Source organism: Stenotrophomonas sp. STEN038 (assembly GCF_056759895.1).
In genome coordinates, this window is record NZ_JBRRDW010000014.1 from 47,201 (window position 1) to 66,103 (window position 18,903).

Annotated in this window: 14 protein-coding genes; 6 read left to right on the forward strand and 8 right to left on the reverse strand. The window is 63.2% G+C overall.

The window, feature by feature from the left end:
- Positions 1–8: 8 nt before the first annotated feature.
- From ACVOLS_RS07985 to ACVOLS_RS07995, 3 genes are all read right to left on the reverse strand, one after another.
- A complete protein-coding gene (locus ACVOLS_RS07985) occupies positions 9–404 on the reverse strand; it encodes a hypothetical protein (protein WP_481545177.1) in 396 nt (131 codons plus the stop codon).
- Between the two features lie 331 nt (positions 405–735).
- Positions 736–1,077 carry a hypothetical protein gene (locus ACVOLS_RS07990; RefSeq protein WP_282272266.1) on the reverse strand — a complete coding sequence of 114 codons (342 nt, stop codon included), beginning with the start codon at positions 1,075–1,077 and terminating at the stop codon, positions 736–738.
- Positions 1,078–1,198: 121 nt separating this feature from the next.
- Positions 1,199–2,374 carry a thiolase family protein gene (locus ACVOLS_RS07995; protein WP_481545178.1) on the reverse strand — a complete coding sequence of 392 codons (1,176 nt, stop codon included), beginning with the start codon at positions 2,372–2,374 and terminating at the stop codon, positions 1,199–1,201.
- Positions 2,375–2,566: 192 nt separating this feature from the next.
- On the opposite strand from ACVOLS_RS07995, the gene ACVOLS_RS08000 reads away from it, so the two are divergent.
- Positions 2,567–5,407, forward strand: a complete 2,841-nt coding sequence (locus ACVOLS_RS08000) for a S8 family serine peptidase (RefSeq protein WP_481545219.1) — start codon at positions 2,567–2,569, stop codon at positions 5,405–5,407.
- Positions 5,408–5,485: 78 nt separating this feature from the next.
- Here ACVOLS_RS08000 and ACVOLS_RS08005 read toward each other — a convergent pair whose 3' ends face one another.
- Positions 5,486–6,583: a Glu/Leu/Phe/Val family dehydrogenase gene (locus tag ACVOLS_RS08005; RefSeq protein ID WP_481545179.1), complete on the reverse strand. Its 1,098-nt coding sequence runs from the start codon at positions 6,581–6,583 to the stop codon at positions 5,486–5,488.
- Between the two features lie 304 nt (positions 6,584–6,887).
- Between ACVOLS_RS08005 and ACVOLS_RS08010 the strand changes: the two genes are divergently transcribed.
- The gene (locus ACVOLS_RS08010) at positions 6,888–10,403 is read left to right on the forward strand and encodes a methylmalonyl-CoA mutase family protein (RefSeq protein ID WP_481545180.1); all 3,516 of its coding nucleotides are present in this window, start codon (positions 6,888–6,890) and stop codon (positions 10,401–10,403) included.
- A 181-nt stretch (positions 10,404–10,584) separates the two neighbouring features.
- A complete protein-coding gene (locus ACVOLS_RS08015) occupies positions 10,585–11,625 on the forward strand; it encodes a S66 peptidase family protein (protein ID WP_481545181.1) in 1,041 nt (346 codons plus the stop codon).
- A 49-nt stretch (positions 11,626–11,674) separates the two neighbouring features.
- Here ACVOLS_RS08015 and ACVOLS_RS08020 read toward each other — a convergent pair whose 3' ends face one another.
- Both ACVOLS_RS08020 and ACVOLS_RS08025 read right to left on the reverse strand, forming a co-directional pair.
- Complete coding sequence (locus tag ACVOLS_RS08020; protein WP_481545182.1) at positions 11,675–12,649, reverse strand: tetratricopeptide repeat protein; 975 nt, start codon at positions 12,647–12,649, stop codon at positions 11,675–11,677.
- Positions 12,650–12,698: 49 nt separating this feature from the next.
- Complete coding sequence (locus tag ACVOLS_RS08025) at positions 12,699–14,243, reverse strand: serine hydrolase domain-containing protein (protein ID WP_481545183.1); 1,545 nt, start codon at positions 14,241–14,243, stop codon at positions 12,699–12,701.
- Positions 14,244–14,514: 271 nt separating this feature from the next.
- On the opposite strand from ACVOLS_RS08025, the gene ACVOLS_RS08030 reads away from it, so the two are divergent.
- Together ACVOLS_RS08030 and ACVOLS_RS08035 are read left to right on the forward strand one after the other, a co-directional pair.
- On the forward strand, positions 14,515–15,486 hold the full coding sequence (locus ACVOLS_RS08030) for an MBL fold metallo-hydrolase (RefSeq protein WP_481545184.1): 972 nt from the start codon (positions 14,515–14,517) through the stop codon (positions 15,484–15,486).
- Positions 15,487–15,615: 129 nt separating this feature from the next.
- Complete coding sequence (locus ACVOLS_RS08035; RefSeq protein ID WP_481545185.1) at positions 15,616–15,888, forward strand: hypothetical protein; 273 nt, start codon at positions 15,616–15,618, stop codon at positions 15,886–15,888.
- A gap of 166 nt (positions 15,889–16,054) precedes the next feature.
- Here ACVOLS_RS08035 and ACVOLS_RS08040 read toward each other — a convergent pair whose 3' ends face one another.
- Complete coding sequence (locus tag ACVOLS_RS08040; RefSeq protein ID WP_481545186.1) at positions 16,055–16,945, reverse strand: diguanylate cyclase domain-containing protein; 891 nt, start codon at positions 16,943–16,945, stop codon at positions 16,055–16,057.
- A gap of 600 nt (positions 16,946–17,545) precedes the next feature.
- On the opposite strand from ACVOLS_RS08040, the gene ACVOLS_RS08045 reads away from it, so the two are divergent.
- Positions 17,546–18,430, forward strand: coding sequence for an acyltransferase (locus tag ACVOLS_RS08045; protein ID WP_481545187.1), 885 nt, complete (start codon positions 17,546–17,548; stop codon positions 18,428–18,430).
- A 67-nt stretch (positions 18,431–18,497) separates the two neighbouring features.
- Here ACVOLS_RS08045 and ACVOLS_RS08050 read toward each other — a convergent pair whose 3' ends face one another.
- Complete coding sequence (locus ACVOLS_RS08050) at positions 18,498–18,821, reverse strand: glycine zipper 2TM domain-containing protein (protein ID WP_405051683.1); 324 nt, start codon at positions 18,819–18,821, stop codon at positions 18,498–18,500.
- Between the last annotated feature and the right edge of the window lie 82 nt (positions 18,822–18,903).

Genomic DNA, 18,903 nt, shown 5'->3' on the forward strand with positions numbered 1-18,903 from the left:
GAAGTCTATCAATGCTTGGCGGCGTCTGCTTTTTCGCGCGCTTGCTTGGCTGCATCGTGGGCGTGGTCGGCAACCTTCTGCGCGGCGTCGGCGGTAGCGGCGCTGGCATCGGCGGCTGCGTCCTTGGCCGCGATCGAGGCGTCGTCGGCAGCCTTGGCGGTGGCGTCGGCGGCGTTGTCCAATGCCTGCTGCGATTCTGCGGCAGCGTTACGGGTGGCTGCTGCAGCCTGGTCGGCGGCATCGCGGGTTGCGTCGGCAGCGGATTCGGCTGCGTTCTTGGCCGCATCGGCGGCATGGTCGGCAGCAGCGGCTGCGTCCTGCTTGGCCTGCTCCGCGTTAGGGTCATTGCAGCCAGCCAATGCCAGCACCAGGCCTGCGGTCAGTACGGGGACAAACAGCTTCATTGCACTCTCCTGAGTTGGACCAATGTGGTCACCCTAGAGGCTGGCGTATTCAGATCACGTCAAGACCAGACCCTGCGGTCATGGCGCGCAGTACCTTTGCAGGAGCAATGCAGCGAAGGGTGGTACACGCCACGGTCCGCACTTGCTCGTACTGCGGTTTGCAGGTGGCGGCAGGCGGCGTGGGGAAAGATCCGCTTCAACGTGCAGGCTGCCGGTGGGGCGTTGTGGCGCGTTTGCGCCCCTGCGTGGCGATGCTGGAGCAACCCCCGCCCATAAGAAAAGCCGCTGGCGAACCAGCGGCTTTTCAAGACCAGCTTGGAAGCAGAAGTTATTACTTCTTGGCTTCTTCAGCAGCGTCCTTGGCCTGTGCAGCAACGTCTTCAGCAGCCTTGGCAGCGTCAGCAGCGGCGCCAGCAGCAGCGTCGGTGGTGGCAGCAGCGGCTTCGCCAGCAGCCTGACCAGCAGCGTCAGCAGCGGTGGCGGCGGTGTCAGCAGCAGCCTGGGCAGCGTCAGCGGTAGCAGCGCCAGCGGTGGCAGCAGCGTCAGCAGCGCCCTGGGCTTCGGTTGCAGCGGTGTCAGCGGCAGCGGCGGCGTCAGCAGCCTGCTCCTGCTTCGAGCAGGCGGTCAGGGCCAGACCCAGGGTCATTGCGATCAGCAGCTTGTTGATGCTCATTTGTGAATCCTCGTCGTGAAATTAGGCAACGCGCCATTGCGCGCCGGGAACATGATGACAAGCCCATTTCGACTGTCAAGCGGTCCCGCATTCAGGTTTTAAAAGATCTGAAATTTTTCAATCAAATCAATTCAATGGCGATGGCAGTTGCTTCGCCGCCGCCGATGCAAAGCGACGCAATGCCACGCTTGAGGCCACGCGTGCGCAATGCATTTACCAGCGTAACCACCAAGCGGGCACCCGATGCACCGATGGGATGGCCCAGTGCGCAGGCGCCACCATTGACGTTGATCTTGGCATGCGGAATGCCCAGCTCACGGATCGGTGCCATCGCCACAACGGCAAAGGCTTCATTGATTTCGAACAGGTCGACGTCGGCGATGTTCCAGCCCGCCTTTTCCAGGACCTTGCTGATCGCGCCAATTGGCGCGGTGGTGAACCATTCCGGTTCCTGCGAGAAGGTGGCATGTGCGGCAATGCGGGCCAGCGGCTGCACGCCGCGCTTGGCCGCATCGTCGGCGGAGAGCAGCACAATCGCGGCGGCACCGTCGGAGATGCTGGAGGAACTGGCGGCGGTGACGCTGCCGTCCTTCTTGAAGGCCGGGCGCAGGGTCGGGATCTTGCTGATGTCGGACTTGCCCGGCTGTTCGTCCTGGTCGAACGCCACGTCGCCCTTGCGGGTGGCAACCGTGACCGCAACGATTTCATCGTTGAACGCGCCGTTGGCCTGTGCGGCCTGTGCGCGGGTCACCGATTCAATGGCGTAGGCGTCCTGCTCTTCGCGGGTGAAGCCGAACTTGGCCACGGTGGCCTCGGCGAACACACCCATGGACTGGCCATCATAAGGGTTGGTCAGGCCATCCCATGCCATGTGGTCCACTGCCTGGAAATTGCCGTAGCGGTTGCCGGTGCGCGAGTTGGGCAGCATATGCGGGGCGTTGGACATGGACTCCATGCCGCCGGCAACCACGATGCTGGCCGAACCGGCCTTGATCAGGTCGTGACCCAGCATGATGGCTTTCATGCCCGAGCCGCAGACCTTGTTGAGCGTGGTGGCGCCGGCGCTGGTCGGCAGGCCGGCGGCAAGCGCGGCCTGACGAGCCGGTGCCTGGCCCAGGTTGGCCGGCAGCACGCAGCCCATGATGACCTCGGACACGTCCGCGGCGGGAATGCCGGACTGCGCGATGGCGGCGCTGATGGCAGTGGCACCCAGGGTCGGGGTGGGAACGCCGTTGAACTGGCCAAGGAAGGAGCCAATGGCGGTACGCTTGGCGGCGGCGATGACGATGTCAGACATGAGCAATCTCGGTTATACCTTGCGGCAATTATCGAACGTCTGCGGGATCGGGCACATTGGACCAACGGCACATCCCCACAGGCAGTGGATTGTCGTTGCAGTATAGAAGGTAGCCGGAGTGCTACCGGGATCAGGTAATACCTGAATTGGCGAATCATCCATAGGAAGGGGAGCAAGGGAATGAGTAGTGCAATGGTTAGCAGCAATCTGGTGCGCGGCGCGTTGGCCAGTTCATTGGCGCTGGCGTTGGCAGCCTGCGGCAGTGGTAGCGGGCCCAAATCCGATCCGCCGCCGGTGACGCCACCGGTGACGCCACCACCCACTACAACGCCACCCGTGACCCCCCAGCCCGCGTTTGATGCGCATCTGGCATTGACCAATACGCCGGCGGCGCACGCCATGGGTCTGACCGGTGAGGGCTACCGGATCGGCGTGATCGACTCAGGAGTGATGCGCAACCATCCAGCGCTGGCAGGACGCGTGCTGGCCAACCACAACTATCTCAATCCCGCACAGAACAACTTGTCGGTGGATGATGTGGTTGGGCATGGCACCACGGTTGCACAGCTGGCCGCTGGCGCGGCGACCGGACGGTGGCCGGGTGGCGTCGCGCCGGGCGCGCAGATCCTGTCCGCGCGCATCATCGCCGACAAATCGCCAACCGATGATGGTTCCGGCAATGGCAATGAAGTGACCGGTGCGCTGGGCATGGCTTCGGTGCATGCGGACCTGATCCGCGATGGCATGCGCATCATGAACAACTCCTGGGGCGGCCTGTACTGGACCCGGGCGAACGTGACGGCGGAGATTGCCAACGAGTACCGTCCTTTCATCAACAACAATGATGGTCTGGTGGTGTTCGCCACCGGCAACGAATCGAAGCCCAATCCCTCCGACATGGCGGCGTTGCCGAGCAAGGTTGGCAGCCCCGGCACCTATCCGGCGGCCGACCTGGAACGCGGCTGGTTGGCGGTGGCGGCCTTGGATACCGCCAAGCCGACGGCGTTGGCGTCCTACTCAAACGCCTGCGGCGTCGCCAAGAATTACTGCCTGGTAGCGCCGGGTACCGTAGCGTTCGTTGGTCATAACAGCACGGCCAATAATCTGTCTTATTACTACGGCAGTGGCACCTCCTATGCGGCGCCCTTGGTCTCGGGTGCGGCAGCGCTGGTATGGCAGGCGTTCCCTTACTTCAACAATGACCTGGTTCGGCAGACGCTGCTGGGGACTGCGACCGACCTGGGTGAGGTCGGGCCGGATGCGGTGTTCGGCTATGGCCTGCTCAATGTCGGCAAGGCGGTGAAGGGGCCGGGCAAGGCTGATTGGGGTGATATCAAGGTCAATGTGAGTCAGCTCGGGCTCAATTCGATATGGAGCAATCCGATCAGCGGTGCCGGCGGCCTGGTGAAATCCGGCAGCGGATCGTTGGGCTTGTCGGCTGCCAACACCTATGCCGGTGCCACCCGTATCCAGCAGGGCACGCTTGCGCTGCGTGACGGCGGCTCGATCCGTTCCAATGTCAGCATCGATGCGCAGTCCAATCCTTCGGCTGCGGCACTGCAGTTCATGGCGGGCACCACGCGCGTGGTCGGCAACGTGGACAACGGCGCCAGCGTGATTGTGCTCAGCAATGAGGGCTCGGCAACGATCGAGGGCAACTACGTGCAGCGCTCGGGCGCACGCTTGATGGTTGCGCTTGGTTCCAATGCCTTGCAGGTCACAGGAACGGCGAGCCTGGATGGTGGGGTGACGGTAAATGGTGCGGTCGCCGGCTATGTGCCGCAGGACGGTCGCCGCCAGGACCTGCTGCATGCTGGCGGAGGTATCAGCGGGCAATTCGCAACACCGGCTACCGGCAGCACCGGCGTTACCTTGCTGCAGACCCAGTACGGCTATGACGCCAATAACGCTTGGCTGCAGTTGGACCGTGTCAGTGTCACTACGGCGGCAAACGCTGCCAGCGTTGGCTTGCGCGCGATGTCGGCAGCGCAGCGGGTGGAGCAGGCGTTCGAGCTGCTGGATACCGATGCCGGTCTTCAGGCTACGGCGTTTGGCTCGGCGGCGGCATCGGTGCAAGGTGTTGGTGGCGGCTTTGCCGGCCTGGCCCAGAGCCTGGAAAGTCTGTCCGGGCAAGCCCATGCCACCGCCACGGCGATGACTTTCGACAGCATCGACATGAGCCGGCGTGCGCTGTCCAGCCAGTTCGCCGAGGCTGGTGCGCGGCCGGCAGCCAGTGGTGTGTGGATGCGCAGCCTGGGTGGCGGCGGGCAGGGCGGTTATCTGGGCAGTGACTACAGCGTTGGCGGTTGGATGATGGGCGGCGAAACCGCGTTGTCAGGCAATGCGGTGCTGGGTTTCGCGTTCGGTGAGACCCGTGCCAATACCAGTGGTGGCGTGACCCAGGATCGCAGTCGCGACCGTCAAACCCAGTCGCAGCTCTACGCTGGCTGGCAGCGCGGTGATGCCTATGTGCTGGGCCAGGCTGGGTTTGGCCAGTACCAGCGTGAGCTGGATCGCGGTTTGTTGCTGGGTTCCGAGCGCGCCGGGGTGCATGCGCGTTACAGCGGCAACTTCCTGTCCAGCAGCGTCGAGGCCGGTTATCGGCTAGGCCATGGCAAGGCGCAGCTGACACCTTATCTGGGCGCGGACTACACGCGCATTGATGGTGGCGCTTTCAACGAACAGGGTGGCTACGGCTTCGGGCTGCGCGCCGATGACTGGAGCAGCAGCCGGGTGCAGGCTTTGGCCGGCTTGCGTGGGCAGTACCTGTGGAAGCGGGTGGCATTCAACGGCTATGCCGAATGGCAGCAGGCGCTGGGTGGCAATGGCCTGAGCCTGGATGCCAGCTTTGTCGGCGTGGATGCCTGGGCACCGATCGCCGGCCTGCAGCCGTCGCGTTCGGGCGGTTTGTTCGGCCTGTCGGTGGACTCGTGGCTGACCCGTAATACGCGCCTGTCACTGGGCTATGACCAGCGCTTCGGCCCGCGCGGTGACAACCGGCAGGTGTCGCTGCGTCTGCAGCAGGCGTTCTGATCCGGCAGCGGTTCTGGGTTGCTTGAAAGCAGAAGGCGGGCGAGATGATCGCCCGCCTTCTGCGTTGTCGAGCCTTGTTTACTCGCCGCGCAGACGGTTCATGCGCGGCACCGAACGGCCCATCGGCATTTTCAGTTTACCGATCGCTTCCAGTCGGCTTTCGGCGATGCGGTCGGCCGCGCGCTGCGGCGAGACGTCATCGCGCTCGGACTGGTCGAAGATCTTGCCGAGGTTGTGGTAAATGCTGCGGATCAGGCGCATCGCGCGCTCGCGGTTGTAGCCGTCGATCTCCAGCGACACGTTCATCACGCCGCCGGCATTGACTGCATAGTCCGGTGCCCACAGTACGCCGCGCTTGTACAGCTCATCGCCGACGGCATGGCTGGCAAGCTGGTTGTTGGCGGTGCCACAGATGACCTTGGCCTTGAGCCGCTCCAGTGTGCTCATGTCGATGGCGCCTTCCATCGCGCAGGGGGCGAACACGTCAGCGGCGACGTCGTAGATGGCATCGGGCTTGACCGCTTCGCAGCCGTATTCAGTAACGGCCTTCTGCACCAGCACCGGGTCCAGGTCGGTGACGTAGAGCTTGGCGCCACGCTCGCGTAGCAGCTTCACCAGTTCCATGCCGATATGGCCCAGACCCTGCACGGCAATGCTGAGCTTGCCGATTTCCTCATGGCCGAATTTGCGTTTGACCGAGGCCATCAGCGCCTGCAACGCGCCGTAGGCGGTAAACGGGGCCGGATCGCCGGAGCCGCCATGGACCTGGTGCACGCCGGTGACGAAACCGGTTTCCAGGTAGATGTTTTCCATGTCGTTGACGTCGGTGCCGACGTCCTCTGCGGTGATGTAACGGCCGGCCAGCGCTTCGACCTGACGGCCAAAGGCGCGGAACAGCACTTCGCTCTTGGCGGTCTTCGGGTCGCCGATGATCACCGCCTTGCCGCCACCCACATTCAGCCCGGCCAGGGCGTTCTTGTAGGTCATGGTGCGGCTCAGGCGCAGGACGTCGCGCAGCGCGTCATCGGTGTTGGCGTAGGGGCGCATGCGTACGCCTCCCAGGGCCGGACCGAGGGTGGTGTTGTGGATGGCGATGATCGCCTTCAGGCCGGCGTCGCGGTTCTGGCAGAACACAACCTGCTCATGGCCGGAAGTCTCGAGGGTTTCGAAAAGCATGCAAGCTCCGATGGCGTATCTGCCACAACGTCAGTGATCGTGTAGCCAAATGGCTGGCCGGAAAACAAAAAATGCGACTTCGTCATTGGCAGGGACGGGGGTCGCGGAGCGCCATTCTAATCCATTCCCGGTAGGGGAGTGTTCAGCCCGGCCTACCGCTGGCGGCGTCTGGTTTTGCCGATATGGGCGGCGCCGGCCCCAGCGATAGCCCAAACCGGCAAAAGGTCACGCTGCGCTGCAACCTGACCTGCGGGGGCGGCGGTTCTATTATCGGTTGCAATAGAAACCGGATGTTGCACGGCCCATGAGTACCCCCGCCTCCCAGCTCCCGCAGGCGCAGCCTGAAACCACCCCGCTGCGCTTCGTCACCGCCGCCAGCCTGTTCGATGGCCATGATGCCGCCATCAACATCATGCGCCGCCTGATCCAGGCGCAGGGCGCGGAGGTGATCCACCTCGGCCACAACCGCAGCGTGGAAGACGTGGTGCGCGCCGCACTGCAGGAAGACGCGGACGCCATCGCCCTGTCGTCCTACCAGGGCGGGCACGTGGAGTACTTCAAATACATGGTCGACATGCTCAAGGAGCGTGGCGCTGGTCATATCAAGGTGTTCGGCGGCGGTGGCGGCACCATCACCCCGGAAGAGATCCGCGAGCTGCAGGCCTATGGCGTGGAGCGCATCTACCACCCCAACGACGGCATGAAGATGGGGCTGGTGGAGATGATCGAGGACGTGGTGGCGCGTGCTGGCAAGGCCCGCGAAGCTGCCGCCCGCGACGTGCATGCGGAAGCGCCGTCAATCGAGGATGAGATCGGCATCGGCCGCGTGCTGTCGCAGTTGGAGGACGCCAATCACGGTGAGGCCGAACTGGGCTTGCTGCGCAAGCAGTGGCAGTTGGCTGCAGGCAAGACGCCGGTCATTGGTATTACCGGCACCGGTGGCGCGGGCAAGTCGTCGGTCACTGACGAACTGCTCAACCGCTTCCTGGCCAGCTTCCCGCAGATGCGCATTGCGGTGATCTCGGTCGACCCGACCCGGCGTCGTACCGGTGGTGCGCTGCTGGGCGATCGCATCCGCATGAACTCACTGCGCTCCAAGCGCGTCTACATGCGTTCGATGGCAACCCGCCGGCAGCATGCGGCGATCAATACGGTGCTGCGTGATTGCATCGGTTTCCTGAAGTCGTTGCACTTTGATCTGGTGATCGTCGAGACCGCCGGTATCGGCCAGAGTGATTCGGAAATCGTCGATCTGGTCGACTTCCCGATGTACGTGATGACCAGCGACTTCGGCGCACCCAGCCAGCTGGAAAAGATCGACATGCTCGATTACGCCGAGCTGGTGGTGCTGAACAAGTTCGACAAGCGCGGCGCCGAAGACGCACTGCGTGATGTACGCAAACAATGGAAGCGCAACCGCGTCGCCTTCACCATGAAGGACGAGGATGTGCCGGTTTACCCGACCATCGCCAGCCAGTTCAATGATCCGGGCATCAGCTGGATGTTCGCCAACCTGTGCCGTCTGCTGCGCGAGAAGGCCAAGGCAGACGCCGGCCTGCAGCCGCAGATCGATACCACCTTGAAGGAGCCCCGTGCGACCGTGCTGATACCCGGTGCGCGCGTGCGTTATCTGGCCGAGATCGCCGAGCAGGGCCGCGGCATCAATGCCCGCATCGAGTCTCAGGCCGAGGTGGCCGAACGTGCGCAGAGCCTTTGGCAAGCACTGAAGGAGCTGGGTGATGCCGCCCAGCCGGGCGCCCTGGATCTGTATTCAGGTGATGCGCTCACCGATGCGGGCGTCGACAACAGCATCCGCACCCTGCGCCAGCGTTACAACGACGCGGTGCAGTCGCTGGACTCGGATGCGCTGCGCTTGCTGCGCGAATGGCCGGCACGGCTGAAGTCGATCACCGATCCGGTCAATGAATACCAGGTGCGCGGCAAGACCATTCGCGTCGAGAACTACCGCGAGTCGCTCAGCCACCAGCAGATCCCCAAGATAGCCGCGCCCACCTACCGCAGCTGGGGCGAGCTGCTGGTGTTCCTGCAGAAGGAAAACCTGCCGGGTTCCTATCCGTATACCGGTGGCGTCTACCCGTATCGCCGCAGCGGCGAAGACCCGATCCGCATGTTTGCCGGTGAAGGTACGCCCGAGCGCACCAATCGCCGCTTCCACTACCTGAGCGTTGGCCAGCCGGCCGCGCGTCTGTCCACCGCGTTCGACAGCGTCACCCTGTATGGCGAAGACCCGGCGCCGCGCCCGGACATCTACGGCAAGATCGGCAACTCCGGCGTCAACATCCCCACCCTGGACGACATGAAGAAGCTGTACTCCGGCTTCGACCTGTGCGCGCCGACCACCTCGGTGTCGATGACCATCAATGGCCCGGCACCGATGATCCTGGCGATGTTCATGAACACCGCTGTCGACCAGCAGATCGAGAAGTATCTGCAGGAAGATCCCGCGCGCTGGGCCGAAGCGGAGCAGAAGATCGCGAAGCTCTTCGAAGGCCGCAGCCGTCCGCAGTATCACGGTGACTTGCCGCCTACCAACAATGGCCTCGGTTTGGCGCTGCTTGGCGTGACCGGCGATCAGCTGGTGGACGCCGAAACCTATGCGCGGATCAAGGCAGAAACCCTGTCCACGGTGCGTGGCACGGTGCAGGCCGATATCCTCAAGGAAGACCAGGCGCAAAACACCTGTATCTTCTCCACCGAGTTCGCGCTGCGGATGATGGGGGATATCCAGCAGTACTTCGTCGACCACAAGGTGCGTAACTTCTACTCGGTGTCGATCTCCGGGTACCACATCGCCGAGGCCGGTGCGAACCCGATCAGCCAATTGGCCTTCACCCTGTCGAATGGCTTCACCATCGTCGAGTACTACCTCGCGCGAGGAATGAAGATCGACGACTTCGCGCCCAACCTGTCGTTCTTCTTCTCCAACGGCATGGACCCGGAATACACGGTGATCGGCCGCGTGGCCCGCCGCATCTGGGCGCGTGCAATGCGTGAGCGCTACGGCGCCAACGAGCGCAGCCAGATGATGAAATACCACATCCAGACCTCGGGCCGCTCGCTGCACGCGCAGGAAATCCAGTTCAACGACATCCGCACCACGCTGCAGGCGCTGTATGCCTTGTTCGACAACTGCAACAGCCTGCACACCAACGCCTATGACGAGGCGATCACCACGCCGACCGAGGAAAGCGTGCGCCGTGCGGTGGCGATCCAGATGATCATCAACAAGGAGCTGGGGCTGAACTTCTGCGAGAACCCGTGGCAGGGCAGTTTCATCGTCGACAAACTTACCGACATCGTCGAAGAAGCCGTCTACAAGGAATTCGAGGCTATCAGCGAGCGCGGCGGTGTACTCGGTGCGATGGACACCATGTACCAGCGCGGAAAGATCCAGGAAGAGTCGCTGTACTACGAGCACAAGAAGCACGATGGCAGTCTGCCGCTGGTCGGCGTCAACATGTTCCTGCCCAAGGAGCATGCGGGCGAAGTGGCGACCGAGATCGAACTGATCCGTTCCACCGAGGAAGAAAAGGGCCAGCAGATCGAGAACGTGCACACCTGGCAGCGGAATCGTAATGCGCTGGCACCGGCGGGCGAGACCTCGCATTCGCATGAGATCGAAGGCGCAGCGACGGATCACGACGCGCACGATGGTCACGGCTTGGGCTATCTGCAGAAGACCGCGCGTGATCGTCGCAACGTGTTTGAAGCGCTGATCGAAGCGGTGAAGACGCACAGTCTCGGCCAGATCAGTCACGCCCTGTACGACGTGGGCGGTGAGTACCGCCGCAATATGTAAGCGCCAGAGATGTAGTGCCGAGCCATGCACGGCAGGGGCCGTATCGGTAAAGCCCCAGCCGAGCATGGCTCGGCTCTACAGTTGGAGCTATCGGCACAGCCCCAGCCGAGCATGGCTCGGCGCTACAGGCGTCGCGGTGCGCTGTTACTCTTGGGCTGACATTCCGGTAACAGGTAGCAACATGGATCGACGGCGTTTCATCGGTGGTACGGCGCTGGCGGCGGCGGTGCCGCTGCTTGGCTTGCAGGGAGCGATGGCCACCACCCGCGGGCAGTTGCTGGCAGCCGGGCTCAACAAGGGCGACACGGTGGGCCTGGTCAGTCCATCCTCAGCCAGCAGCGAGCGGCTCAGCCTGCAGTTGGCGCGCGAGGCGATGGAAGCCCTTGGCTTCGTGGTCAAAACCGGCGCGCATTACGCCGCCCGCCATGGCCACCTGGCCGGCACCGATGCCGAACGCGCCGGCGATCTCAATGCGATGTTCGGCGACAAGCAGGTCAAGGCCATCATCTGTGTGCGCGGCGGCTCTGGTGCCGCACGTCTGTTGCCGCTGCTCGACTACGAGCGTATCCGCGCCAATCCCAAGGTGCTGCTCGGTTACTCGGACATCACTGCGCTGCATTGCGCGATCCAGGCCAAGACCGGCCTGGTGACCTTCCACGGGCAGATCGGCGCAGGCAGCTGGAATCGCTTCAACGTTGATCAGTTCGATCGGCTGTTCTTCAAACACGAGCTGATGCAGTACCAGAACCGCAGCGAGAGCGACGACGAGCTGGTGCCGCGCGACAACCGCACGCTGACCATCCGTGGCGGCAAGGCGCAAGGTGAACTGATTGGTGGCAACCTGACCGTGCTCACTGCACTGGCCGGCTCGCCTTATCTGCCGGATTTCGCCGGCAAGATACTGTTCCTGGAGGACGTGGCCGAAGCGCCGTATCGCATCGACCGCATGTTCAGCACCTTGAAGCTGATGGGCGCACTGGACAAGATCGCCGGCTTCATCTTCGGTGAGTGCACCGATTGTTCGCCGGGCGACGGCTATGGCTCATTGACCCTGGACCAGATCTTCGACGATTACATCCTGCCGCTGAAGATTCCCGCTTACCGCGGTGCGATGATCGGCCACATCAAGGAGCAGTTCATCGTGCCGGTCGGCGGCAACGTCGAAATGGATGCAGACGCCGGAACCTTCCGGTTGCTGGCGCCGGTGCTGACCGGGGCATGATTCGCGCAACGACGTGGCGGAGTGCCGTCACGTCGTTGCTGCCCGGGGCTTATTCCTCTTCGTCGCCTTGCGCGTCTTCGTCCTGATCTTCATCTTCGGGCGACAACCACCAGGCATGACCGTCCTCGCGGACCGGCTGCGGACACTCGCGGGTTTCGATGGCGTCCAGATGGCGACCAGCATTGCCGGCCACCCAATCCTTCAGCAGCTTCTCGACGGATAGCCGGCTCTGCGCTGCGATGCCGAGGTTGCGCTCACGCTGCCATACCGTGTCTTCATCTGGCTTCGGTGCATGGCTGTGCGGCGCGCCGTAGCTGCAACGCAGGCAGTAATGGCGGATGCTGCGGGTCCAGTCTTCGGCGTAGCCGATGCCGGGTGCACCGGCACGCAGCAAGGCGTCGATGTCCTCGGCGCTGTCTGCGCGCACGAACACCACGAAGGTCTGGAACTCGGATGGCTCCAGTCGCTCCAGTTCGTTGAATACATGCACCTCGCGCTCGCCATCGAAGCGTGCGCCGGTGGGCGCCCCGTCGTGCAGCACGATGTCACCGAAGCGGTGGCCGCTCTCCGGCAGCGGCACGTTGAGGATGCGTGCGCGTACTGGGTCGATGCGGCGCATGAACACCGTCTCGCCGGCACTCCATGGATTGAGGCGTACCACGGCGACGCCGAAGTTGCCGTCGATGGGGCCTTCACCTTCGGGCAGGGTGATATCGCAGGCGGCCCATAGTTCGCGCACTGTCGTCCATTGGCCAAGGCCGGTCGCCGCGATGGCGGCGTTCCAGTGCTGGGCCTGGCTGAACTCCTCTGCCAGTTCGATGGCGCGCAGGTTGTCCCGCAGCGATCCGGCCCAGTCCATCTGGTATTTCAAGGCCAGCCCACGCATATAGTGGTAGAACGGGTTGTCTGGATGGTGTTGCAGCAGCACGTCGAAAGCGCGCGTGGCATCGTTGAGGTGGCCATCATCCACTGCCGCGTAGGCATGGTTATGGATACGTTCCAGATCTTCGTGTTCGGTGCTCATTACCGGCAGTTCCAACAAGGTGCCCGAATGATGTCATGGGCTGCGCATCTCAGGGTTGGCTTGGACTGGATTGCAGCTTGTTGAAGTGCAGTTGGCCACCCTCCCGTTGCACACGAAGGCCTTGCACCTTGCCGTCCGCGCCACGCAGGAATTCGAACCGCGGCTGCGTGGCGTCGCCAGCAGGGTTGACGAAGCGGGTAGGCGTCAGCGCTTGCAAGCGACGCGGGGTTTCGTCAGCTTGCGACACGACGAGCATGTCATCGTCCACTGTCACCCGGAAACGGTCGTGATCGAAGTAACCGCCCATGTTTCCTGTGACGCTGCTCGGTAGGTTGGGAGCCAGAAGATAGTTGCCTTCGAAATCGGCCAACGCTGTGGTTGTCAGCTGCATGGTGCGCAGGACCGGATTGATGCCGCTGATGTCGGTCAATGCGTTACGCAGCTCCGCTGCCAGCCTGCCGCCATTGGTGCCATTGGTGAGTATCACGAAGCCGTCGCCGCTGGCGGGGTAGCCCTCGATCCAGGCGCGGTAACTGTCATTGCTGCCGCCATGGTGGAATACACGGGACCTGCCTTCGCCCTCCAGGCGTGGGCCAAGCCCATGCTGGCTGGGCGCCACTTCGGTCATCATCGCAATGGCCAGAGGCTGGGGAAGAAACGCGTCTTGCCCACGGTAGGCGTTGAGCAATGTCGCGACGAAACGCCCCAGGTCATTGGCACTGGTCCAAAGACCGGAGGCAGCCTGCTCCGGAAAGCTTTCCCAGCCCCTGGGCAGGGCTGTGGGTTGCCCCTGTTTGTCATGGGCATGGGCAACATTGCGGGTGTCGGCGGGGAGCGGATTGACGAAGGTGCTGCGCGACATGCCGATCGGGCCAAACACGCGTTCGTCCGCCAGTTGCGCGAACGATTTGCCGCTGGTGTCCTGCAGCAGCAGTTGCTCGATGGTGACGCCGCCGCCGGAATAAAGCATGCGGCTACCCGGCGTGAACTGGATGCGTACCGCTGCATTCTTCGCCGGCGCTTGGCCGTTCAAGGTTTGTAGCAGGGTAGGCAGTGTTTCGCCGGGTTGGTAATCCTCAAACCCCCACACGCCCAGGCCTGCGGTATGCGACATCAGCATCCGTAGGCTGATTGTGTCCGGGTCGACGCCGGCGCCAGCGGGGATCTTCCAGGAGTGCAGGTAGCCGTTGACGCTGCGGTCCAGGTCGAGGCGGCCGTCGGCGACTTCGCGCAAGCTGACCGCGGCGGTCACGACCTTGCTTACCGAGCCCACGGAGAACAAGGTGTCAGCATCCACAGGGGCATTGCTGCCGGCCTGGCGTGTGCCGAAACCGCGCGCATAGACGAGCTTTCCATCACGGATCACCGCCACCGACGTACCCGGAACGCTGTGTTTTTCCATGCGTTCTGCTAGCGACCAATGAGGGAGCGGGGCATGCAAGGGCAATACGGAAGGGCGCAGGCCGTGCGCCAGGGCATCGTCGATTGCCTGGCGTGGATCGGAGGCGAGCGCCAGGCTGGCGAAACAGACCGTCAGTACTACCAGCAACGACCATCGGACACGGAAAATGCCTTGCTTGGACTTGCGGCTCATTGGTCTTCGTGTCCGGGCCGGGGCAGGTCCGTGCAGCTTAGCGTGCGGTTGCAGGTGCTGCTACTTTGTCCGCGCTTGAACTGTGCCTTGCATGCAACGCAGGCTGCCGGCACCGTGTGCCGATATGGCCGCAGAAAAGATGGCGTGCTTTACATGCCGATAACGGCAGCATGGTCAGCATTGGCATCGTTGGTGGCAGTGGCAGTAGTGCGGCTCCACCCGCCGACAACCTCGCATGGCGACGAGCTCCACCACGGGCGAACGGAGAATGATGATGAATTTGCGCAAGGTATCGATACGCCATGTGCTGGGTGCAGCAGCAGTGCTGGCTGCATTGTCCGCTTGCGGCAAGCAGGACGCGGCAACGCAAGCTGCTGCGGGAGCGGATGCGGCAGCACCAGCAGCGGCCACTTCCACCGACCGGGACGGTACGCAGCAGCCGCTGCAGGTGGCCGTGTTCAACCCAGGCCAGAGCGGCATCTTCGCGGTGTCTTCCGAGTTGCTGACCGGTGGGCGTGACGCGGTACTGGTCGATGCGCAGTTCTCCACCGCTGATGCGGCCAAGCTGGTCGAGATGATCAAGGCCTCGGGCAAGAAGCTGACCACGATCTACATCAGCCACGGTGATCCGGACTACTACTTCGGCCTGGAGACCTTGCACGCTGCATTCCCCGATGCGCAGATCCTGGCCACGCCGCAGACCATCGCGCATATCCAGGCCAGCAAGGATGAGAAGCTGAAGATATGGGGGCCACAGCTGGGCGCCAATGCACCCAAACAGGTGCTGGTGCCTTCACCCTTGCAGGGCAACGCCCTGCAGCTGGAGGGGCAGGAGTTGAAGGTGGTCGGCCTGGACGGCGCCAGCCCGCAGCGTACGGTCGTGTGGGTGCCATCGATCGGTACGGTGATGGGCGGCGTGCTGGTGGATGCCGGCTCGCACGTGTTCATGGCCGATACGCAGACGCCGCAGTCGCGGCAGGATTGGCTGGCCGCGCTGCAACAGATCAAGGACCTGTCGCCGGCCCGGGTGATTCCCGGTCACTATGCGGAAGGCGCGCCACAGGACCTGGCAGCGGTTGAATTCACTGCCAACTACATCCGCGCCTTCGACGAGGAAGCGGCAAAGGCCAAGGATTCGAACGCGCTGATTGCGGCGATGAAGCAGCGCTATCCGGGCCTGCCAGGTGAAGCATCGTTGGAACTCAGCGCCAAGGTGGTCAAGGGCGAAATACCCTGGAACTGAAGGCGTGATGCAGAATAGGGCCGATATCAGACTTCATGGAAGAGCATTTTGAAAAGCAGATTTTTTGCCGTTCCCGTCCTCCTCTGCGTCCTGGCTGCAGCTAGCGCCTTCGCCAGGGAACCTGTTCGATTGGACGCATCTTCCGATGCGGCAGCCGAGTCCAGTTGGGAACAGATGATCGAGTCAGTCAGTGCCGCGAAGAAGCAGAAGCTCCTGGTGGCCATGCTTCAGATCAATCTGGCCGGTGTGAATTCGGCGTATGAGGTAGCGGGCAATCCTGAGCTGCAACGCCTTGGCATTGCCAGGATAAAAGACAAGGTCGCGAACCTACATGCTGATGAGATCATTGAGTTGGGAAATCGAACGTCCAGCGCGCAGATCCAGGTCCAGTCGGTCCAATAAGGCCCATTCGCGTATGCAAGCAGAACCCATTCCGTAAATAGGTTTGGTTCTGGCGATGGCGCGCACGCTGCAAGGCATATCTCAGTCACGGGCCGGATGGCTGGTGGGATGGGACGGCGTCACCTTTGCCTCCCCATGCTGCCTCGGCACGGGAACAGCCATTGGATCAGGAAATCGGGTTGGAGGCGCGATCCGCGGCAGAGTTGGCAAGGCGCTTCTTCGCCTTGGCGGCATACATGGCGGCATCGGCATGGCGCAGCAGTGCATCGGCGTCATTGCCGTCGGCGGGGAAGCAGGCCACGCCCACGCTGGCGTCGATCTGCGGGGTGTCGCTGCCAAGGCTCTGCAGCAAGGCCAGCCGCGCACGTAGGGCAGTGGCGATGTTCAGGGCATCGTTGGGGCTGGCGCAGGCCGGCAGCACGGCAACGAACTCGTCGCCGCCGACGCGGGCGATGAGGTCGTTCTGGCGCAGGCCGTCGCGTAGCTGGCGGGCGGCATCACGTAGCAAGCGATCACCAGCTTCATGCCCATAACGGTCGTTGGCAGCTTTGAAACCATCCAGATCGATGTAGAGCAGTGCCAGTCCGCTGCCGTCGCGCCCCGCACGCTCCAGTGCCGCTTCCAGCTCGCGCCGCAGGTGGTAACGGTTGGGCAGGCCGGTCAGCGCGTCGTGGCTGGCCAGGTGTTCCAGCTGTCGCTCTATCCCACGCAGTGCGGTTACCTCATGGCCGACGCCGATGCGGATGCCGTATTCCGGCAGCCATTTGGCCGACCATTGGATGTCGACCACGCTGCCATCCTTGCGGATGTAGCGGTTGCGGAAGTTGGAGCGTGGCCGGCCTGCCATCACGTCCAGCGCCGACTGTTCGGTGGCGGCGCGGTCTTCCGGATGCACCAGATCCATGATCTGCCGGCCTTTGGCCTCGGCGGGGGTGTAGCCGAAGATGGTCTCGAAAGCGGCATTGACCATCAGCAGTTCGCCGTCGGGGGCAACCATGCACACTGCGTCGGGCAGCAGATCCAGGACTTCGCCGAGCGGCGGCAACTTGAAGGGCATGGGCAGTACGACAAATACGAAGGCTGGGATTATGCCGCGTCCAGATTACTGCGTATGTCAGGGCGCGACCCACTCTGGTCGGCGCGCAGCCGCTCCAAGGACAGGGGTGGGCGCTGGCCGTTGATGACGGACAAATCCTGAATACGCGTAGCCACTGGCACGGCCGCCAGCACCCATCGGATTCGTCGGCGCGCTGGCCGTTGTGTCGGGCGGGCAACCGCGATGACTGCCAAACCCTGCTGTCAGGTACTCGCCACGGCTTTGACGGCGCTTGGGGCGGAATCGAGCCCCAAGCGCCGTGCTTCCGCAAGGGCATGCGGCTGCGGTAGGGGGCGGCCGATCCGTCGCCGGCCGTTGCAGGCAGCTGGGTTTGGGGGCATTCCCATCTGTAGCAGTCCGCTGGACGCAACTGGCGGAGGCGGATTCCAAGGCATTAAGCGCTGCGGGGTCGGCTACTGTCAGCGGCCGGAAATGGCGGTGATTGCCGTGCGTTGCGCGATGTTGCCGGGTCCTGCCAGCCGTTCGGGATGAAACCTGATGCGACGGTTTTGCTACCCTGTGCTTCTTTGGGTCTTGGGGTCGCTCCCCGCGGTTATTTCCATGGTGTGGTTGCGCGTGGCTCTGATTTTCCCGTTGATCGTGATCAATACGCTGGCCCATTGCCTGCCGTTGTTCGTGGTGGCGCTGTTCAAGGCGGTGTTGCCGCTGAAGTCGGTGCGCCGGGCCTGCAATCCGCTGTTGACCGGATTGGCGGAAAGCTGGATCGCAGTCAACAGCGCAATGATCCATGCGTTCACCGCCACCCGTTTCACGGTCAGTGGCACCGAGGGCCTGGACCGCGACGGGCACTATCTGGTGCTGGCCAACCACCAGAGCTGGGTCGATATCCTGGTGTTGCAGAAAGTGTTCAACCGCCGCATCCCGCTGCTGCGCTTCTTCCTGAAGCGCTCGCTGTTCTGGGTGCCGGTGCTGGGCCTGGCCTGGTGGGCGTTGGATTTCCCGTTCATGGGCCGCTACAACCGCAAGCAGATCGCCAAGAACCCCGAGCTGGGGCGGCGTGACATGGAAGTGACGCGCAAGGCCTGCGAGAAGTTCGCCAGCATTCCAGTGGCGGTGATGAACTTCGTTGAAGGCACCCGTTTCACGCCTGCCAAGCACGCTTCGCAGAGCTCGCCGTTCAAGCATCTGCTCAAGCCCAAGTCCGGCGGCGTGGCCTTCGTGCTGGATGCGATGGGCAAGGGCCTGCATGCCTTGCTGGACGTGACCATTGTCTACCCGAAGGGCATTCCTTCGATGATGGACCTGATGGCCAACCGCCTGCCGGAGGTGAAGGTGCTGGTGCGCAAGCTGCCGATCCCCGCCGAGTTCATCGGCCGCAACTACCAGGAAGATCGCAACTTCCGCGCGCAGTTCCAGCAGTGGATGAATGGCCTGTGGTTGCAGAAGGACGAAGACATCGCCCGTCTGCTCGAAAGCAAGGCGTGATCACCACCATCGTTGAAAACAAAGGCCCCTGACGGGGCCTTTGTTGCTTTGCAGGGTGCTGGATCCGTCAGCGATAAACCCGTTCGCAGCGGGTCTCGACCACGCGCTGGCCGTTGCGCTCCTGGTTGCGGCCCTGCACGTTGCGGCCGACAAGGCCGCCGGCTACCGCGCCGCCGACCGTGGCGAGCTTGCGGCCATTGCCTTTGCCGACCTGGTTGCCGAGCAGACCGCCGACCACGGCACCCGTGGCGGTGCCGGCAACGCGGTTCTGGTCGCGTGCATTGTTGGCTACTTCCACCTTGTTGCAGACCACGCGGCTGCCATCGTTGAAACGGCGGCCTTCATCGCGGGGGCCATAGGTCTGTGCGTTGGCGCCGGCGGAGAGAAGCATTGCACTCGCGGCAACGGCCGAGGCCAGGGTGATATGAAGCTTGCCCATGTCGGTACTCCTGATTATTGGCAGCGCAGCTTTG

Coding starts and splice junctions, on each gene's coding strand:
- ACVOLS_RS08030 (WP_481545184.1), top strand. CDS start 14,515: ATGATGAATTTGCGCAAGGTATCGATACGCCATGTGCTGGGTGCAGCA.
- ACVOLS_RS07985 (WP_481545177.1), bottom strand. CDS start 404: ATGAAGCTGTTTGTCCCCGTACTGACCGCAGGCCTGGTGCTGGCATTG.
- ACVOLS_RS08015 (WP_481545181.1), top strand. CDS start 10,585: ATGGATCGACGGCGTTTCATCGGTGGTACGGCGCTGGCGGCGGCGGTG.
- ACVOLS_RS08045 (WP_481545187.1), top strand. CDS start 17,546: ATGGTGTGGTTGCGCGTGGCTCTGATTTTCCCGTTGATCGTGATCAAT.
- ACVOLS_RS08010 (WP_481545180.1), top strand. CDS start 6,888: ATGAGTACCCCCGCCTCCCAGCTCCCGCAGGCGCAGCCTGAAACCACC.
- ACVOLS_RS08025 (WP_481545183.1), bottom strand. CDS start 14,243: ATGAGCCGCAAGTCCAAGCAAGGCATTTTCCGTGTCCGATGGTCGTTG.
- ACVOLS_RS07995 (WP_481545178.1), bottom strand. CDS start 2,374: ATGTCTGACATCGTCATCGCCGCCGCCAAGCGTACCGCCATTGGCTCC.
- ACVOLS_RS08040 (WP_481545186.1), bottom strand. CDS start 16,945: ATGCCCTTCAAGTTGCCGCCGCTCGGCGAAGTCCTGGATCTGCTGCCC.
- ACVOLS_RS08020 (WP_481545182.1), bottom strand. CDS start 12,649: ATGAGCACCGAACACGAAGATCTGGAACGTATCCATAACCATGCCTAC.
- ACVOLS_RS08050 (WP_405051683.1), bottom strand. CDS start 18,821: ATGCTTCTCTCCGCCGGCGCCAACGCACAGACCTATGGCCCCCGCGAT.
- ACVOLS_RS08000 (WP_481545219.1), top strand. CDS start 2,567: ATGGTTAGCAGCAATCTGGTGCGCGGCGCGTTGGCCAGTTCATTGGCG.
- ACVOLS_RS08005 (WP_481545179.1), bottom strand. CDS start 6,583: ATGCTTTTCGAAACCCTCGAGACTTCCGGCCATGAGCAGGTTGTGTTC.
- ACVOLS_RS07990 (WP_282272266.1), bottom strand. CDS start 1,077: ATGAGCATCAACAAGCTGCTGATCGCAATGACCCTGGGTCTGGCCCTG.